The organism is Pseudomonas sp. OG7 (assembly GCF_014192825.1).
GTDB classification, from domain to species: Bacteria; Pseudomonadota; Gammaproteobacteria; order Pseudomonadales; family Pseudomonadaceae; genus Aquipseudomonas; species Aquipseudomonas monteilii.
On record NZ_JACHYK010000002.1, the window covers coordinates 62,219 to 81,119 of the forward strand.

Genomic DNA, 18,901 nt, shown 5'->3' on the forward strand with positions numbered 1-18,901 from the left:
CGTGTCAAAAGGCATCGTTTCATCGGTCATGGCGTCCTGTCTGTTCGCTGTGATGTACTTCTATACCTCGCTGCTCACGCCACTGGATGGCGAAGAGATCTTTGGCTGGCGCACCCTGCTGACGCTGCCCTGCCTCACCTTGTTCATGCTGGTCTCGAAAGACTGGAAACGGGTGGGCGAGCTGCTGGCCCGGGTAAAGCGCACGCCTGTGCTGTTGCTGGGCATGGTCGGCACGTCGTGGCTGATGGGCGTACAGTTGTGGCTGTTCCTCTGGGCACCCTTGCATGGGCGCAGCCTGGAAGTGTCGATGGGCTATTTCCTGCTGCCACTGGCCATGGTTCTTACCGGGCGGCTGGTGTACGGCGAGCGCCTGTCACGCCTGCAAAAGGTGGCCGTGGCTTGTGCCGCACTGGGCGTGGGCCACGAGCTGTACCAAAACGGCAGTTTTGCCTGGGAAACCCTGTTGGTGACGATCGGCTACCCGATCTATTTCGTGCTGCGCCGACGCTGCCGCACCGACCACCTGGGCGGCCTGTGGTGCGACATGTGCCTGCTGCTACCGTGGGCGTTGTACTTCGTTATCCAGGGCCCGCTTTCCAGCGCTGACCTGCAAACCCACCCTGGGCTGTATGCGTTGATCCCGATCCTTGGGGCGATCAGCGCCTCGGCCCTGATCGCCTACGTGCTGGCCAGCCGCATGCTGCCATTCAGCCTGTTCGGCCTGCTCAGCTACGTCGAGCCCGTACTGCTGGTGGGCGTGGCATTGCTGCTGGGCGAAACCATCGGCCCGGATCAGTGGCTGACCTACCTGCCGATCTGGGCCGCAGTGCTGGTGCTGGTGCTCGAGGGTTTCAAGCACCTGCTGCGTCAACGTCGCCGTTCGGTGTAAGCCGAACCTGGCGCACCCGCCGCTCTTCCACCGCCTCCACGGTCAGCGTCCAGCCATTCCAGGCCAGGCGGTCACCCACCATCGGCAGGCGGTCGAGCAGGCTCATCACCAAGCCCGCGAGGGTCTGGTAATCCTCGGTAGCACGGGCACTGAAGCCGGTACGCGCCTGGACCTGGCTCAGGTTCAGTGCACCACTGACCACGAAGCCCTCGCCCTCCTGGACGATGCCGGGGCCTTCAACCTCGCTGGCATCCGGCAGTTCACCGGCAATCGACTCAAGGATGTCGGTCATGGTCAGCAGGCCGGTGAAGTCACCGAACTCGTTGACCACGAAGGCGATGTGAGTCGACTGGCCTCGCATCTGCTCCAGGGCGTTGAGAATGCTGAAGCTCTCCAGCAGGTTCAGCGGCACACGCGCCATGCCTTCCAGGTCCGGCTGGCTGCCCGACAGCAGCTCCTTGAGCAGTTCCTTCTTGTGCACGAAGCCCAGAGGATCGTCGACACGGCCATTGCGGATCAGCGGCAGGCGCGAGTACGGCGAGTTGGCCAGGGCCTGGGTAATGGCGTCGGCCGGTTGCGCCAGGTCGATCATGTCGACCTCGGTGCGGGCGGTCATCACCGTACGGATAGGCCGCTCGGCCAGGTTCAGCACGCCACTGATCATCACCCGCTCACGCCGGTCGAACAGCACCTGCTCCTCACCACCCTCGACCAGGTCGGCGATTTCCTCACCCACTTCGTCCGCCTCGACACGGCGGCCACCCAGCAGGCGCAGCACGGCATGGGCAGTGCGTTCACGCAACGGCCGGTGCTGCTGCAAGCTGCGCTTGCGGCGGGCACGGGCCAGCTGGTTGAACAGCTCGATAAGGATCGAGAAGCCGATGGCCGCGTACAGGTAGCCTTTCGGGATATGGAAGCCCAAGCCTTCGGCGGTCAGGCTGAAACCGATCATCATCAGGAAGCCCAGGCACAGCATGATTACCGTGGGGTGGGCGTTGACGAAGCGGGTCAGCGGTTTGCTGGCAACGATCATGATACCGATCGAGAAGATCACCGCGATCATCATTACCGACAGATGTTCGACCATGCCCACCGCGGTAATGACCGCGTCCAGCGAGAACACCGCGTCAAGCACCACGATCTGCGCAACGATCGGCCAGAACGCCGCATGACGTACCGCCCCACTGGCCTGGGTTACATGGCCCTCAAGGCGTTCATGCAGTTCCATGGTGGCCTTGAACAGCAGGAACACACCACCAAACAGCATGATCAGGTCACGGCCGGAGAAGCTCTTTTCGAACACTTCGAACAGTGGCGCGGTGAGGGTGACCATCCACGAGATACTCGCCAACAAGCCCAGTCGCATGATCAAGGCCAGGCTCAGGCCAATCACCCGCGCACGGTCACGCTGATGCGGCGGCAGCTTGTCTGCCAGGATGGCGATGAACACCAGGTTGTCGATACCCAGCACCAGCTCAAGGACGATAAGCGTCAACAGGCCTAGCCAGGCCGTGGGATCGGCTAGCCATTCCATTAGCGGGTACTCACCGGGGAAGCGTCACGAGGACGGGGGAAGGATGGCCAGAACGGCCGAAAACTGGGGGGCTCCGCGAAGGTGCTCATATAGACCTTGTTAAAAAATTGGGAAAATGATCGTACAAGCAGCGCTGGTTTCTGTGATAGCGCAAAACTATTACAAAACCTGTATCAGTTGTGAGGCGGTATTTGGGGGTACTTTTCTTCAATACCCTCGACAGCCAACGGCTGAAAATCACGGTTCCTTCCAGCCACCGGATCTTTCTCATGAGCCTGTCCCTGTCCATGGCCGCCTTCGCACTGGCGGCGTCGATTTCCCCCGGCCCGGTCAACATCGTTGCCCTGAGCAGCGGCGCCAACCATGGCTTACGCGCCAGCCTGGCGCATGTGGCCGGCGCCACGCTGGGCTTCTGCCTGTTGCTGGTGCTGGTCGGGCTGGGCCTGCATCAACTCCTGCTACGCTGGTCGCTACTGGGCATGCTGCTGCACTGGGGCGGGGTCGCGTTTCTGCTGTACATGGCGTGGAAGCTGGCCAGCGACAACGGCCGGCTGACCAATACACACTCGACAACAGCGCCTTCAGCCTGGCACGGCGTGGCGATGCAATGGTTGAATCCCAAGGCTTGGCTGGCAGCAGTGGCCGGGGTCGGCGCTTACACGGGGGGTGAGCAGCACCTGCTGTGGCTCTTTGCCTGGATATATGGCCCGATCTGTTTTGTTTCGGTCGCGTGTTGGGCATGGGCCGGGAGCATGATTCGCCAGTATCTGGGCAACCCACGGCACGTGCGCTTGCTCAATCGAGGGTTGGCGGTATTGCTGGTGGGCAGTGCGGTCTACCTGGTTATCTGACGCCAGCGGCATCGCGGTAATGCCCCGGTGTCGCCGCCAGGTGCTGCTTGAATGCCCGCTGCAGGTGCGCCTGGTCGGCAAACCCGGCCTCCTGCGCAACCTCGGCAATCGCGCGGCCTTGGCGCAGCTGCGCCCTGGCCAGCTGTACGCGCTGATCGAGCAGGTAGCCATGCGGCGTCAGCCCGAAGCGTTGGCCAAATGCACGAATCAGGTAGGAACGTGACAGGCCGCAGGCGGTGCAGATGTCTTCCAGGCTCAGCGGATCGCTACGATGGGCACGTATGAAGGCTGCCGCCGCGTCCAGCCGTGGGTTACCTGCTTCACCCGTGCCAGTTTCACCCGAGAGAAAGCCCGGCAATGCACTAAACAGGGTCGCCAGGCGCGCCTCCCTGTCAGGCACGCTGGCGTCGAACAGGTCGGCAAAGGCCTGCATCAAACGTTGGTACAACGCAGGCGAGCTACTCCAGGTTTGCGTCGGCAAGGTGAAACCCAACGCCTGTAGCCAGGGCAAGTCGACGAACAGCATCAGGTAGGACCAAGGCTCGCGATCGATGGGGTTGCAGGTATGCACCACGCCCGGGTTCATCAGCACCGTGGTGCCGGCCCCCACCTCAATGCGCAGGCCCCCGTTCAGGTAAGTGCTGCGCCCACCGGTGATCACCCCGATGGAAAAGCTCTCGTGGGAGTGTGCGGCATAACACACCTGCCGCCCGTCCCCTACCCGCCGGGCTTCGACAAAGGGCAACGCAGGGTCACGCCAGAACCGTGATACCTCGATCATCCCCTCGCCCACACGTTGCTCAGATCCCCCCGATACTACACGGTTATCGCGCAAACAGATCGAGCGTGCGTTCCACTTCACCAATATCGATCCTGAAACCATCGCCCTCCGGTATGCCCACCACAAAGCCGAACTGCTGGTGGTCGCGGTCCGTCAGGTATTTGTAGTAGCTGACGAACCGGTTAGGCGGCTGCAAGGTCAGCAGGCTACCGCCAGGCTGCAGCACATTCACACCATGCACCAGTTGGCTACCCTCTACGCCAATGACCACTTTTGCCCCGGCACAGGCTGCGACAATGCTCGGCACGTCAGACTTGAGCGGGTTGACCACGCGAAAACCACGCGTAACCCGCAAGTGTTCGGCAAGCTCCAGCTCATTACGCAGCAGACGCAGGTCGCCGTCACCGCCCCGCAGCAGGAACACACCCGGGTGTGGGGCATGCGGCACATGCGACAGCAGCTTGTCCCCCATGGCCCGGTAGCGGGCGTGCCGGCTGCGGTTGTTGCTCTGGTCGTCGAACAGCACCAGCTCACGGAAAAACGCACTGCGCAAGCGCAGCGGCTTCATATCCAGCCAGTCTTCATAGGCGGGCGCCTGGGTAAACAACGGGTACTTGGCAGAGGGTGCGGTGGTCACCGGGACGCCCTCGTTGCAAGCCAGCGCATAGGTCGGGCAATCTTCCATCAGCCAGGTACCGAACCAGGAATTGCCGTTTTGCGTGCAATAAATGGCTGCCCGGTCAATTTCGTTGTCCACGATGATGCCCGGAAAGGTGCTGGGTTTGAGTGACAACCAATGGCTGGCCTTGCCCTTGTACAACGCACCATCGACCAACCACACATTCTTGATCAGGTAGCCCCGGGTTGGCCCTTGCAGCGTACTGATGCCGCCCTCCATGGTGCGCGCAGGGTGTACGTAGGGGTAAAAACGCTTGCCCTCCCAGCCCGTCACCCGCTCCAGCTGGCCGGGCAGGTAGATGGCTGGTGGCGACACCGTGGTCTCGCCCGGCGCAATGTCCCAGCTCTTGGCAGCCACACTCTTGAGGTCGATGGCCGTGTTCTTGCCCAGGCGCTTGCGGGCCATGTAGCGGTAGGCAGCCAGTGTCCAGGTGTGCTGCCTGGCTGCGAGCGATGCACTGAACTGCGAGATGTCGCTTCCCATGAAGCGTCCTCCCTTGGTAACGAAATGAGAAACCGGGCGCATCGCACCCTCTCTACGCATCCCTGGCTAACACTCAGTTGGACATCACCCTTTCCATCGCGGGAGGGGATTGCAGGTTGGCATACCGGCTGCGCAGCGCTTCCACGAACGGTTCGCCTGCGCCGTTGCCGCCATACAGGTAAATCTTGTGCAGCCCACCAAACACCATTTCGTGGTAGCGGCTGGCAAATTCTTCTTCACTCGGCCCCTCGGGCAACCCCAGGTGCAACGTGAGCTTGTCGCCTTCGACCGCGAACATCGGCGTGTCCCACAAAAACTTCGCCGCGCCGGCCTTGGGCAAGCGAACGAACAGGTAGGCATGGTTGCCCAACGAGTCGATATCGCCGCCACGCCGGCGCTTCCACTTCAACAGCCCGTCATCTGGCCGCGCCAGGCACAGGCCAATGTCGTAATAATCGAAGCCCTGTTCCAAGGCCCACTCAAGGGCCATGAACGTGGTGATGGAGTTCACCTCACGTAGCTTCTTGGGATCGGAAAACACCGCTTCGCAATAGCCAAAGCGCAAGGTGCTCCAGTAGCGTTTGCCGCCGCGCACCACTTCGCACCCCAAGTGGCAGCCGATTACCTCATCGCCCAAGGTAATCAGGTCGAGCCGGCCAACGCTCTTGGCAATCCGGAACACTTCGTCCGTGGGGAACTGTGCCGCATGAATGCCTTGCCTGGCCGTGGCATAGGGGCGCAGCAGGTCCCGGTCAGCCATGGCGATCTCGTCGTCCGAGAGGGTTTTACGCATCTGGTAAAGCGGGCGGTTCTTGCGGATGCTGCGGCGCAGTTCGCTGTCGTAGCGGGCCGTGATGTCTTCCAGCGGGCGCCCCAGCGGAACCACGGCGCTCAGGTAATGTGGCACCGACAACGCGCCCGACGTCGGCATTTCGCTGATCACCACAACATGGTTGGCCGCCGCAGTCGCGCTTGCACCCTCCACGACCGATGCGCTGCCCTGGCCCTTGCCGCCAATCAGCAGTTTGGCCATTTCCCGTTGCTGCTTGCGCCCTATGTAGAGGATTTCGTACGGGCTTTCCTCCTGCATCCGAAACCTGGCAACTTCCCAACGCCAGAAACAGGCACGCGCCAACACTTCACGCACCTTGCTGGCCAGCAGCCTCATTTCGTAGCGCATGGAGGGCGACAGGAATTTTCGCGCCACAGCCGTCAAGGTCTCTTTCATTTCTTCTTCGACGTCCTTTGAAGTGCTCTATGGTCTATCGGAAAAAGAGAAAAAATCAGCAAAAACACCTAACGTCTTGATTTTTATAGTATGGACTTAAACTTCTTTATCACATTCAGTAACAATTTAAGATGCCTGCAAACGCTTTGGCAAGCGGCTCCCCGCTAACTTTAGATCAAGTTTAATGGCGTCAAAATTCCTGCATGAAGTGCATACCCAACAAGCACTTTGCTATAACCGTGCCCGGCGCGCGCCGCTGCAATTATCACTTCGCTATCAATTGATAACCCTTGATGCCGTCTTTGCATAACAGCCCTGGAACCCTAAGGTGACCTGTCGACAAGCACGAGGGGCCATGTTGAGCCAGACTGGTGTTTTTTCGGCAGCCGGTGCATGCTCGCAGCTGAAGCGATTCACCCGGCTTGAAAACCGCCCTGCCAAGTGAGGTGCAGTACCCATGGACCGTCTGCTCGATTCACTCTTCCCCAACGCCGAAAGCATCCCCCAAATCTGGCGCCTGGAAGCCCCCCTGGAACAACGTGATTACCTGGTGAACGGCGAGCTCAGGCGCTGGGACGGCCCCCTGGCCACGGTACGCAGCCCGGTCTGGCTCAAGGAAGGCGGCGAAGAACGCCAAGTGGTGCTTGGCAGCGCCCCACTGCTTGATGCCGACACCGCCCTTACCGCGCTCGACGCTGCCGTTCAGGCCTACGACAAGGGCCGCGGTGCCTGGCCGAACATGCGTGTGGCCGAGCGTATCCAGCACGTCGAAACCTTCCTGGCACGCATGCGCGAGCAGCGCCAGGCCGTGGTCAAGTTGCTGATGTGGGAGATCGGTAAAAACCTCAAGGACTCGGAAAAGGAATTCGACCGCACCTGCGACTACATCGTCGACACCATCAACGCCCTCAAGGACCTCGACCGCCGCTCCAGCCGCTTCGAGCTTGAACAAGGCACGCTGGGCCAGATCCGACGGGCGCCGCTGGGTGTCGCCCTGTGCATGGGCCCCTACAACTACCCGCTCAACGAAACCTTCACCACGCTGATCCCCGCGCTGATCATGGGCAATACCGTGGTGTTCAAGCCCGCCAAGTTCGGTGTGCTGTTGATCCGCCCGCTGCTCGAAGCCTTCCGTGACAGCTTCCCGCCCGGGGTGATCAACGTCATCTATGGTCGAGGCCGGGAAACCGTCAGCGCGCTGATGGCCAGCGGCAACGTCGATGTGTTCGCCTTCATCGGTACGCACAAGGCCGCCAGCGACCTGAAAAAGCTGCACCCACGCCCTCACCGCCTGCGCGCCGCACTGGGGCTGGATGCCAAGAACCCGGGTATCGTGCTACCGCAGGTCGACCTCGACAACGCCGTCGAAGAGGCGGTGACCGGTGCGCTGTCGTTCAACGGCCAGCGCTGCACGGCACTGAAAATCCTGTTTGTCCACGAGGATGTGGTCGACGCCTTCCTCGACAAGTTCCAGCGCAAACTGGCCGCGCTCAAACCTGGCATGCCGTGGGAGCCCGGTGTAGCACTGACACCGCTGCCCGAGCCTGGCAAGGTCGACTACCTCGACTCCTTGGTCGCCGATGCCACGGCCAAGGGCGCACGCGTGCTCAACGAAGGTGGCGGGCAGAGCCGCGGCTCATTCTTCTACCCCGCCTTGCTGTACCCGGTTAACCACGAAATGCGCATATACCATGAAGAGCAATTCGGCCCCCTGGTGCCTGTAGTGCCCTACCGCGACCTGCAAACCGTGATCGACTACGTACTGGACTCCGATTACGGCCAGCAACTGAGCCTGTTCGGCAACGATCCGGCTACCATCGGCAGCCTGGTCGACACCTTCGCCAACCAGGTCGGGCGCATCAACATCAACGCCCAGTGCCAACGTGGCCCGGACACCTACCCGTTCAACGGCCGCAAGAACAGCGCCGAAGGCACCCTGTCGGTGCATGACGCCTTGCGTGTGTTCTCCATCCGCACACTGGTCGCCACCCGCTTCCAGGAGGCCAACAAGGCGCTGATCAGCGAAATCATCCGCAACCGCCAGTCGAGCTTCCTGACCACCGACTACATCTTCTGACGGCCGCGCTTATAGGAAATCGATCTAGCGCCCTTGTCGATTTTCCACCGGTGCAAACGACTCTAAGCAACAGGGCGCCCTCCGGCGCCCACTGCGAAGGAGAGTCGAACATGGCAGCCAAACCCATCCCCGAAGGCCAGCACAGCATTACCCCGTACTTGGCCATCAACGACGCCGCCAAGGCCATCGAGTTCTACAAGCAGGCCTTTGGTGCGGTCGAGATGTTCCGCCTCGATGCGCCAGGTGGCCGTGTGGGCCATGCCGAGCTGAAAATCGGTGATTCGTCACTGATGCTGGGCGACCCCTGCGACATGGAGGGCGGCCTCACCGCCAGCCAGAAACTCAGCGGCGCAGGCGTGGGCCTGCACCTGTATGTCGAGGACTGCGACAAGGTCTACGCCCAAGCATTGGCGGCCGGCGGCACCCAGTTGCATCCGTTGACGGACCAGTTCTACGGCGACCGCAGCGGCACCCTGAAAGATCCGTTCGGCAATATCTGGTTCGTCTCCACCCACAAGGAGGACCTCACCCCGGACGAAATTCGTGCCCGCGCCGCGAAGATCTTTGGCGGCAACTGAGCGGCAAGTTGAAAGCGGCGCGACTTTGCTTGAAGCTTGAGGCTCGTAGCTCGGAGCTGCTTCATGCGAATCATCGACAAATCCGCCGCACAGGTGCGCAGCCTGACCCCCGCCGAAGAAGAGCTGCTGGTCGGCTTTGCCACCGGCAGCCTCGGCGGCCCACGCCTGCTGCAGGCCAACCAGCTGCTGATGAAAGTGCGCAATGCAAACCAGTGGCTGGCCTGTGACTGCCGCAGCGACGCCTTGCCGGTGCTCAATGTCACCCTCAACGGCAGCACCGGCACGCTGTTTCTCAAAAACAACCCGGGCACGGCAGAACACACACCCGGCTGCCCGTTCACCAAGGACGAGCGTGAGGCCGACGAGCGTGAAAACGACCCTGCCCCCCCTGCAGCCTGGCTGCCGCCCGACACGCCACTGCGCCTGATCGGCGACTTTCGCAGCGCCACCAGCAGTGCCAGCGGCGATAGCAACGACCGCCGCGAACAACAGCGCCTGCTGTCACTGCTGCTGACCTGGATCGAAACCAGCGGCCTCAATCTTTACGCCACCCACCTGAAAAAGGACCTGACCACCCAGTTTGCTGAATTGCGCAGCGTGGCCAGCCGCTACCCGCTGCTGGAGCGGGTGCCCGCCAGCAATTACCTGGAAACCCGCCTGGACATGAAGCACATGATGATGCTCAAGTCCCGGCTTCGCGAAGCCACGGTGTTCGGTAACCACCGCCGCCACGGCTTGCTGCTGGACTGTGTCGACCAGATCAAAGGGCGCAAGCTGTTCAACAACCGCAGTGAAGATGGTTTCGACTTCCAGGGGCACCACCTGTATTGGGGCGGTAGCCGTACCACCGGGCCATTACTGGCGCTGATGATCTACTCACCCACCAGCGCCGGTAGCCATTTCTATGAGCTGATCCATGTGGCCAGCGTACCGGTGCTGTCCCGTGCCCACTTGTTCCCTGTGTATCGCGATGAAGAGCGTGAACCGCTCAAGGCGCTGGTGTCGTTGATTGACTGGATGGCCAGCAAAGGTGTGAAAGTGCAAATGCGCCGGCCGGTCATCGGCGGGCAGGTCATGGATGAACTGGTGCTGACCTCGGACCAGGACCGCGTGCTGTCGGTGTCATTGCTGGAGCAGCCGATCGGGCCCGAGCCAGATGCCGAGAACTTCAAGCGCTATGCCGACTTCAAGAGCCTGGAAACCTTCCGCAAGTTCGTTGCCGGCTTTTTCATGCGTGAACGCTGAAATCCTAGGGCCGCTTCGCGGCCCAGCGCCGGCAAGCCAGCTCCCACGGGGACCGCGCAATGCTGAATAGCTACGCAGTACTCAGTACAGGCAGCCCCAAGCTTTCAGGTCACCCTAGGAACAGCTTGTAAGCCGGGTTATCCGTCTCATCCCAATACCGATACCCCATCTCATCCAGCGCCAACGGCAACCCCGCTACCTCGTCCCCCGGCACCTCCAACGCCGCGAATACCCGGGCCTCCGCCGCCCCATGGTTGCGGTAGTGGAACAGGCTGATGTTCCAGCGCTTGCCCAGCCGCTCCAAAAAGCCCAACAACGCCCCAGGCCGCTCGGGGAACTCGAAGCGCATGACCCGCTCATCCGCACCCGGCGCGGCGTGGCCACCCACGGTATGACGCACATGCAGCTTGGCCAGCTCGTTTTCGGTCAGGTCCAGCACGCTGTAGCCCTGCTCGCGCAGGTTGGCCAGCAACTGCTCACGCGGGTCGTGAACAGGGTGGGTCTGCACCCCGACAAACAATCGCGCCTCTTTGCCGGGGTAATAGCGATAGTTGAATTCGGTGATCTGCCGTTTGCCCAGCGCCTGGCAAAACGCGCGGAAGCTGCCCGGCTGTTCCGGAATGGTTACGGCAATGATCGCCTCGCGCTGTTCCCCCAGCTCGGCCCGCTCGGCCACATGGCGCAGGCGATCGAAGTTGACGTTCGCCCCGGAATCGATGGCCACCAAGGTCTGCCCCTGTACGCCATCGCGTGCCACGTACTTCTTGATCCCGGCCACCGCCAAGGCGCCGGACGGCTCGGTGATCGAGCGGGTATCGTCGTAGATGTCCTTGATCGCCGCACACAGCTCATCGCTGCTCACGGTCACCACCTCGTCGACGAAGTGCCGGCACAGCTCGAAACAATGGGCGCCGATCTGCGCCACCGCTACACCATCGGCGAACGTGCCGACTTGCGGCAGGATCACCCGCTCACCAGCAGCCATGGCAGCCTGCAGGCAGTTGGAGTCTTCCGGCTCCACGCCGATCACCTTCACCTCCGGGCGCAGGTATTTCACATAGGCAGCAATGCCAGCGATCAAGCCGCCACCACCGACCGGTACGAAGATGGCATCCAGCGCACCCGGGCGCTGACGCAGAATTTCCATGGCCACCGTGCCCTGCCCGGCGATCACGTCCGGGTCATCGAACGGCGGCACGAAGGTAGCGCCTTCGCTGTCGGCCAGTGTCAACGCGTGTGCCAGGGCGTGCGGGAAGCTCTCACCGTGCAGCACTACATGGCCGCCACGCGAACGCACCCCTTCCACCTTCAGCGATGGCGTGGTGGTGGGCATGACGATGGTAGCCTTCATGCCCAGATGCGAGGCTGCCAGGGCCACACCTTGGGCATGGTTGCCGGCCGAAGCGGTAATGACCCCCCGCTCACGCTGCGCACGGGTCAGGCGCGACAGCCGGGTGTAGGCACCACGGATCTTGAACGAGAAGGTCGGCTGCAGGTCTTCGCGCTTGAGCAATACCTGGTTACCCAGGCTGGCAGACAAGGCAGGCGCGGCTTGCAGGGGCGTTTCGATGGCCAGGTCGTACACCGGGGCGGCAAGAATGCGCCGCACCTGTTCCGACAGCAGTTGCTGGGGGGTGACTGCAGTACGCGGGACGCTGAAGCTGGTCATCGATGACTCCTTGGCTGTTTTCAGTGTGCCCAGGAGTCAGAGAGAAGAAACCCGCCTCCAGGGCGGGTTCGGTGCACGTACGCGCTAGCCCGCCAAGCTGATAATGGCGGTAATAATAATGGCGTTCACGTGCGGGAATGTATTCATGGGGTAGGAACTTAGCCGGTAGCGCAGCACAAAGTCAACACTTGGCTTGCTGCGCCGAAAGCGGCACATCGAACACCTTGTCGAACCCCCACTGGAAGACAAAGGCGTAAACGAAGAAGAACACGAACAACGCCAGGTTGGTCAGCAGCGCCGCCCACAGGCTGACGTCCAGCCAGTACGCCACCAGCGGCAGCAAAATCACCACCAGACCACCCTCGAAACCCAGCGCATGCAGCAAGCGCCGCATGAAGGTGCGCTCACGCTGATGCTGGCGCGCTTCCCAACGCTCGAACACCCAGTTGTAGCCCATGTTCCAGCTCATCGCGATGCCCGACATCAGCACCGACAGCACGGTCGACTGCGCCATGCCTGCACCGAACGCCAGCTCCAGTGCAGGCGCCACGCAGGCCACAGCGATGGCCTCGTAAAGAATGGCCTGGACGATCTTGCGCGCCTTGCCTTGCATGTTCAGCTCCCTGGGTAAACGACCTGTAAAACTACAAGATGTGGCCCACAAGAAAAAGCCCGAAATTTGGACAACCTCGTATTCGGCTGCTTGTATCTATCCCGTACAAACGGCGACATGTCGTACAACTTCGTCGAGGGAACCGAGCGAGGATACAGACGATGGCCTACTCCACCCTGCCGGTGACTGCCGCATGAGCCTGGCATTCATCGATTTTCTCACCTATGTGCTGTTCGGCCTGAAGATCCTGGCGATCACCCTCGCCTCGCTGATGTTCCTGCTGGGCCTGGACGACCTGTTCATCGACCTGTGCTACTGGGGGCGAAAGCTGATCCGGCGTTTTCGCATCTACGACAAGTTTGAGAAGGCCGACGAGAAACGCCTGTACGAAGTCCCGGAAAAACCTTTGGCCATCATGGTCCCGGCCTGGAATGAAGTGGGCGTGGTCGGTGAAATGGCGCGCTTGGCGGCCTCCACCATCGACTACGAGAACTACCAGATCTTTGTCGGCACCTACCCGAACGACCCGCAAACCCAGGCCGACGTCGACGCGGTGTGCCTGCACTACCCCAACGTGCACAAGGTGGTGTGCGCCCGCCCCGGCCCCACCAGCAAGGCCGACTGCCTGAACAACATCATCGACGCGCTGCTGCGCTTTCAGCAGGACGCCGGTATCGAGTTCGCCGGTTTTATCCTGCACGACGCCGAAGACGTGATTTCGCCGATGGAACTGCGCCTGTTCAATTACCTGCTGCCGAACAAGGACATGATCCAGATCCCGGTGTACCCCTATGCACCCGAATGGAAGGGCTTTACCGCCGGCCACTATGTCGACGAGTTCGCCGAAAACCACGGTAAGGACGTTGTCGTTCGCGAAGCACTCACGGGCCAGGTACCCAGTGCCGGGGTCGGTACCTGTTTCAGCCGTCGCGCCATCAGTGCACTGCTGGAGGACGGCGACGGCATCGCCTTCGACGTGCAAAGCCTCACCGAAGACTACGACATTGGTTTTCGCCTGAAGCAAAAAGGCATGAAGTGCATTTTCGCCCGCTACTCCATCAGCGACCCGGCGCTGACCCTGAAACAGGAATGGCGCCCGGGCATGAGCCGTGAGTTTTCCCAGGTAATCTGCGTACGCGAGCACTTCCCGCGCGACTGGCAGCATGCCATCCGGCAAAAGTCGCGGTGGATCGTCGGCATTGTGTTCCAGGGCACCAGCAACCTGGGCTGGAGCCGCAAAGGCGCGCTCAACTACTTCCTGTGGCGCGACCGCCGCGGGCTGTTCGCCTATTTGCTGAGTTTTCTGGTCAACCTGTTGCTGCTGGTATTGCTGGCGATGTGGCTGGTCACGGTGATTGCGCCGGATTCGTGGCGCTTCATGTCGATCCTTAGCGACAGCTGGCTGCTCTCGACCTTGCTGTGGCTCAACGGTCTGATGCTGTTCAACCGCCTGTTCCAGCGCGGCTGGTTCGTTACCCGTTTCTACGGCATTGGCGAAGGCCTGCTGTCGGCGCCGCGCATGATGTGGAGCAACTTCGTCAACTTCTTCGCCAACCTGCGTGCCCTGCGCCAGGTTATGGAGATGGGCGACTCGCGGCGTGTGGCCTGGGACAAGACCACGCACGAGTTCCCCGCCATCGCTGCCCCTGCCCGCACGCCACTGGGCCAGCGACTGGTGGCCAAAGGGTTGATCAGCGACGAACAGCTGCAACAGGCAATCAACAGCCCTGTACGCCGCCGCCTGGGCCGCGAACTGCTGCTGCGTGGCTGGGTAAGCAGCGAACAGTTGGTGGCCACCCTGGCCGAGCAGCTAGACATTCCATGGGCCCCGCTGAATCCGTTCAAGCTCGAACCGCAACTGATCGCCAAACTGCCGCGTAAACTGGCGACGCACTATGGCGTGCTGCCGGTGGCCGAGGACGGCGACACGCTGATCCTGGCCAGCGAAAGCCCGGTCAGCCAAGTGTCACTGGGGGTAATCAGCCGCCACCTCAAGCGCCCGGTACGCGTGCGCCTGGCACCACAAGGCCGGGTAACCCTGGGCCTGCGCTACCACTACCCAAGCCCCTGGCAGAAGCCGGAAACCCGCGACATGCTGGCCACGCTCGCACGCCATCAGGACGACGAGGCGCTGCTGGAACGGGTCAGCCACCACCAGGTCATGCTCGGTACCCTGCTGCAGGTGCGCGGTATGGTGCCCGTCACCTTGTTCAACCAGGCATTGATCGACTTCGACGCCGAACACCAGAGCCTGGGCGAGCACCTGATCGCTCGCGGCATCATCACCGAGCAGGTGTTGCAGCAAGCACTCGACGAACAGGCCAGCGAACAGCAGGCTGCCCTTGACCTGACCCGGGAGGTGGCATGAAGCCGCGTTTTACTCTCACCTTCACTGGCCTGTTGCTGTGCTCCGCCGCACTGCCCGTCGCCGCCTCGGCACCGATGACCGATTTCCAGCGGTTCACCAGCTTTCCGTTCATGGACCGCAGTTATCGTGAGGCCAAGAAAGAGAACTGGGCCGAGGTCGAGCGCCTGACCCGTCACGTGCTGGGCCGCGTGCCGAACAACGACGAAGCCCGCGCACTGCTGGTAGAGGCCCTGGCCCACCAACGCCGCTACAAGGAGGCCGAAGCGCTGGCCGAACAACTGGACGGCAGCCCCGAATACGCCGACGCGCTGCTCGAACTTCGCCTGACGTGGATCGAGCAGGATCCACCGCCAGCCAGCCATGTCGAGCAATGGCTGGCCACCAGCGATGGCATGCACCGGGTGCGCCTGTGGCAGGCTTACAGCCTGAGCCTGGCCAAGTTCGGGGGTGCTGGCAAAGCGCTGGAATGGCTCAACCAGCTGCCACCGCGCGATGATGGTCAGGTACTGCGCCTGGCCCGCGCCAACTTTGCCGAACAGCTGCGCAACTGGAAGGAAACCATCGAGCAACTGCAGCCGCTCGCCGACAAGGGCCAGTTACCCGCCGAAGACTGGCAACGCCTGGCCAATGCGTATATCCAGCAGGTGGACGAAAAAGGGCTGAACACGCTGCTGGCCAGCGCGCCTTCCCCCCAGGCAGCCAACCAGGCACGCCTGGCCATGGCCAACCGCGCCATTGCCGTGGGCCACAACCAACAGGCCCAACGCTGGTTGCAGTCGCTGCCGCCCGATCAGCTGAATCAGCCCGACCAGCGCCAGCAATTGTGGGAGCTGGCCCGCGAAGGTGATGATGCCGTACTGCTGCGCCGCCTGAGCAACGACCTGCAGCGCCCCTGCCTGGAAACCGTCGACTGGTTGTCACGTCAGGACCCTGACCAAGCCCGCGAGCAGTTCAAAGGCTGCACCCCCAGCACCGATCCACGCGCCTACGCTGTGCTCAAGCAACGCCTGTACGGCGACCCGCCACAGCCGCCGCAACCGCGTACCGCCAGCGAATGGGAAAAGCGCTACCGACAAAGCGGCGACCTGGCCGCGCTGGAGCAAGCCACCTTCCTGTTGGTGGAACAAGGCCAGGTGGCACATGCCCGGGAACTGCTGGAGCACGCCTACGACCGCCGCCAAGGCCGCCTCAGCCCGTCGTTGCTGCAGCGCCTGGGCAACCTGTATGCACGTACTGACGGGGCGCTGGACAGCCGCCGCATGCTTGGCCTGATACCCCGGGTGGATGCCAACACCCGCGCCCAGTTGCTCGGCCGCCTGGCCGAAGCCGGCCAGTGCGATGCCGTACACCAGGCGATACCGGCCACCCCGAGCGAACCCGGCCAGTACCGCGCACTGGGCCGCTGTGCCATGCCTGACCAGCCCGGCGAAGCGGTGGTCTACTACCAGGCCGCCGAACGTTTTGGCGGCGGCGGCGATCGCCTGCCCTTGGCCTATGCCCTCGAAGCGGCGGGCGACTCCGAGGCGGCCCTGCCCATCTGGCGCAGCGTCCCGGACGGCGCCTGGACCGACAACGCCCGCCTCACTGCCGCCCGTGGCGCGCTGAATGCCGGCGATGCAGAAGCCGCTCGACGCTACTGGGACGCCGCCGCGCACCACAGCGCTGATGACTGGGCGCTGGGCGCCGCCATTGCCCAGCGCCAGGGCGATTACCCGTCCGCCTTGGGCTTCCAACGCCAAGCCTTGGCCAGCAACCCTCGCGCCGACCACTACTATGCGGCCGCAAGCACCGCGCAGCTGGCCGGCGACAGCGCGCAGAGCATGGCCTGGCTGGCCGAAGCGGTGCGCCTGGCCCCCGATCAGCCACGCTATCGCGCCGATTACGGCATGCGCCTGGCCGGCGCCACAGACAAGGCCCAGCGCCGCCAGTCGATCCCATACCTAGAGCGGGCGACCCACGACTTCCCCGAGGACTACCGCCTCGGCGAAACGCTGGCCTTGCGCTACGACGAAGCCGAAGACAGCGCCTCGGCACGCCGCGAACTGCGCCGTATCCTCGATGTGGAGCAGAACCTGGTCGACGGTGACGACGAGTACGGCAGCCTGGAAGCCCGCAAATACCGCCAGCGCAGGGCCCATGAAGCCCTGTCACGCCGTGACACCATCACCCTGGCCAGCACCTGGTCGCCCGCCGGCACCTCGACCAACGACAAGTTCCTCGACAACGGCCAGCGCAGCGGCAGCTCGCGCCGCGCACAATCGCAAAACGTGCAACTGGCCATGTGGGACCACGCCCTGGGTGAAGAGCCCAGCCGCAACGGCAGCACCTTCTCGGTCTATGGCAGGGTACTGTTCGGTGGTCAGAGCCGTACCGATTACGCGCAAAGCATGGGCACCGGCGTTGGCCTGCGCTACAAGCCGCTCGGCCAGGCCAACCTCAACCTGTACGCCGAGCTGTATCACCAACGACAGATCGACGAAGATCATTATCGCGGCCTGAGCCTGGGGCAGTTGTTGAGCCCGGCCAAGGTCGGCGGTAATTGGGGCGACCTGCGCCACAACGCCGAGTCGAGCAACGACCTGTTGCTGCGCGCCACGGCCTCATTCCTTGACCAAGCTGACTGGCGCAACGACTGGCGGGTGGATGAAGACGACTGGAACGAGCGCTTCCTGTATCTCGACGCCGCCTGGTGGACACGCGCCGGCGACCATGCCTGGCTGTCGCGCTACCAGCAGGGGCATGCCTGGAAGCTGCCGGGCAGCTCACCGCAAACCATAATGCCCTACGGTTTTGTCGAGTTCTCCAGCCAGGACCCGAGCAACGACTGGCGCCAGGACGCCCGTGCGGGGGTGGGTGTGCGTTGGCAATGGTGGTTCGACGACGACCGCTACAACGCCTACCGCGGCTCGCTGAAAGTGCGCGCCGAATACCAGCAGTCGCTGGGCGGCAATCTTTACGAGCGCGCCAACGGCGTGCTGGTCGGTGCGGAGATGACCTTCTGATGCGCAAGATCCTCGCCTTCTGCCTGCTTGCCCTGTGCCTGCCGGCCACAGCTGACCAACGCCTGTTCTACCAACCCCTGAACCGCGACGCCAGTATCACCCCTGCCCAGTGGCAACAGCTGTGGCACGCCACCGTGGCGCAGGGTGGCAAGACCCTGATCGTGCAGTGGAGCGCGTATGGTGACAGCGATTTTGGCGGTGCCCAGGGCTGGCTGGCAAACAGCCTGCGCTCGGCGCATGCCCAAGGGCTGCAACTGGTCTTGGGGTTGTACATGGACCCGGCCTATTACCAACGCCTTGAAGCGTTGGACGGCGAAGGTCAGAACAGCTACTGGAAAGCGCAGTTGGGCCGCTCGCTCAGCCAATACCAGCACCTGCGCAACGCCTGGCAGTTGCCGGTGGATGGCTGGTACCTCCCCATGGAGCTGGACGACCAGCATTTTCGCGAGGCTGAACGGCGCGATGCGCTGTACATCCAGTTGCAGGCCTTCAACCGCCAGCTGGACAAACCGTTGCATATCAGTGCGTTCAGCGCGGGCAGATTGTCGCCAGGAATCAACGCCGCGTGGCTGGAGCAACTGGCCGGGTTGGGCTTGACTGTCTGGTGGCAGGATGGCGCCGGGACCGGGCGTTTGCCCGCGTTGGTGCGCCAAAGCTACGAACAGGCTTTGCCGTGCCGGGTGGGCGTGGTGCGCGAGGCGTTCCGCCAGGTGAGCGGGCCAGGGCAGGCATTCAGGGCTGAGCCTGCCGAACCGAAGCTGGGTAGCGGGTGCCATGCCGAGGCGGTGTTCGCCTTGCGCTACCGGCCCTGGGCCCGAGGTGTGTTGCCACAGAATTGAGTCACCAGGCCCGGCCCTATCGCCGGCCAGCGATAGGGCCGGGCCTGGACAAGCAGTAGTCTCAG

General features: G+C 62.7%; 14 protein-coding genes. 8 read left to right on the plus strand and 6 right to left on the minus strand.

Annotation, left to right across the window (positions count from 1 at the left end):
• Position 1 precedes the first annotated feature (1 nt).
• Entirely contained in the window at positions 2-889 is an 888-nt protein-coding gene (rarD, locus tag FHW75_RS04740) for an EamA family transporter RarD (RefSeq protein WP_025752941.1), read from the plus strand.
• Here the strand turns inward: rarD and FHW75_RS04745 are convergent.
• Complete coding sequence (locus FHW75_RS04745; protein ID WP_019099279.1) at positions 852-2,423, minus strand: TerC family protein; 1,572 nt, start codon at positions 2,421-2,423, stop codon at positions 852-854. The genes rarD and FHW75_RS04745 overlap by 38 nt on opposite strands.
• A gap of 269 nt (positions 2,424-2,692) precedes the next feature.
• Between FHW75_RS04745 and FHW75_RS04750 the strand changes: the two genes are divergently transcribed.
• A complete protein-coding gene (locus FHW75_RS04750; RefSeq protein WP_019099280.1) occupies positions 2,693-3,274 on the plus strand; it encodes a LysE family translocator in 582 nt (193 codons plus the stop codon).
• Here FHW75_RS04750 and FHW75_RS04755 read toward each other — a convergent pair.
• From FHW75_RS04755 to FHW75_RS04765, 3 genes are all read right to left on the minus strand, one after another.
• Positions 3,267-4,055, minus strand: a complete 789-nt coding sequence (locus FHW75_RS04755) for an AraC family transcriptional regulator (RefSeq protein WP_019099281.1) — start codon at positions 4,053-4,055, stop codon at positions 3,267-3,269. The two genes, FHW75_RS04750 and FHW75_RS04755, sit on opposite strands and share 8 nt — an antisense overlap.
• Before the next feature lie 43 nt (positions 4,056-4,098).
• Complete coding sequence (locus tag FHW75_RS04760) at positions 4,099-5,217, minus strand: glycosyltransferase 61 family protein (protein WP_019099282.1); 1,119 nt, start codon at positions 5,215-5,217, stop codon at positions 4,099-4,101.
• Between the two features lie 73 nt (positions 5,218-5,290).
• On the minus strand, positions 5,291-6,445 hold the full coding sequence (locus FHW75_RS04765; protein ID WP_027609803.1) for a hypothetical protein: 1,155 nt from the start codon (positions 6,443-6,445) through the stop codon (positions 5,291-5,293).
• Between the two features lie 457 nt (positions 6,446-6,902).
• Between FHW75_RS04765 and FHW75_RS04770 the strand changes: the two genes are divergently transcribed.
• From FHW75_RS04770 to FHW75_RS04780, 3 genes are all read left to right on the plus strand, one after another.
• Entirely contained in the window at positions 6,903-8,522 is a 1,620-nt protein-coding gene (locus tag FHW75_RS04770) for an NADP-dependent glyceraldehyde-3-phosphate dehydrogenase (protein ID WP_025752943.1), read from the plus strand.
• Positions 8,523-8,632: 110 nt separating this feature from the next.
• Positions 8,633-9,100, plus strand: a complete 468-nt coding sequence (locus tag FHW75_RS04775; RefSeq protein WP_183673238.1) for a VOC family protein — start codon at positions 8,633-8,635, stop codon at positions 9,098-9,100.
• A gap of 63 nt (positions 9,101-9,163) precedes the next feature.
• Positions 9,164-10,345: a hypothetical protein gene (locus FHW75_RS04780; protein ID WP_028698876.1), complete on the plus strand. Its 1,182-nt coding sequence runs from the start codon at positions 9,164-9,166 to the stop codon at positions 10,343-10,345.
• Positions 10,346-10,454: 109 nt separating this feature from the next.
• Here FHW75_RS04780 and ilvA read toward each other — a convergent pair whose 3' ends face one another.
• Complete coding sequence (ilvA, locus tag FHW75_RS04785; RefSeq protein WP_159266180.1) at positions 10,455-12,014, minus strand: threonine ammonia-lyase, biosynthetic; 1,560 nt, start codon at positions 12,012-12,014, stop codon at positions 10,455-10,457.
• Between the two features lie 181 nt (positions 12,015-12,195).
• The gene (locus FHW75_RS04790) at positions 12,196-12,627 is read right to left on the minus strand and encodes a PACE efflux transporter (protein ID WP_016713990.1); all 432 of its coding nucleotides are present in this window, start codon (positions 12,625-12,627) and stop codon (positions 12,196-12,198) included.
• Between the two features lie 193 nt (positions 12,628-12,820).
• Between FHW75_RS04790 and nrfB the strand changes: the two genes are divergently transcribed.
• From nrfB to FHW75_RS04805, 3 genes are read left to right on the plus strand one after another with little or no spacing between them, the layout of a single operon-like run.
• Complete coding sequence (gene nrfB, locus FHW75_RS04795) at positions 12,821-14,995, plus strand: cyclic di-3',5'-guanylate-activated glycosyltransferase NrfB (protein WP_019099288.1); 2,175 nt, start codon at positions 12,821-12,823, stop codon at positions 14,993-14,995.
• Positions 14,992-17,997 (plus strand): phage receptor, encoded by a 3,006-nt coding sequence (locus tag FHW75_RS04800; protein WP_183673240.1) that lies wholly within the window; start codon positions 14,992-14,994, stop codon positions 17,995-17,997. Before nrfB ends, FHW75_RS04800 begins: the two co-directional genes overlap by 4 nt.
• Positions 17,997-18,836: a DUF4434 family protein gene (locus FHW75_RS04805; protein ID WP_019099072.1), complete on the plus strand. Its 840-nt coding sequence runs from the start codon at positions 17,997-17,999 to the stop codon at positions 18,834-18,836. Before FHW75_RS04800 ends, FHW75_RS04805 begins: the two co-directional genes overlap by 1 nt.
• Positions 18,837-18,901: the final 65 nt, after the last annotated feature.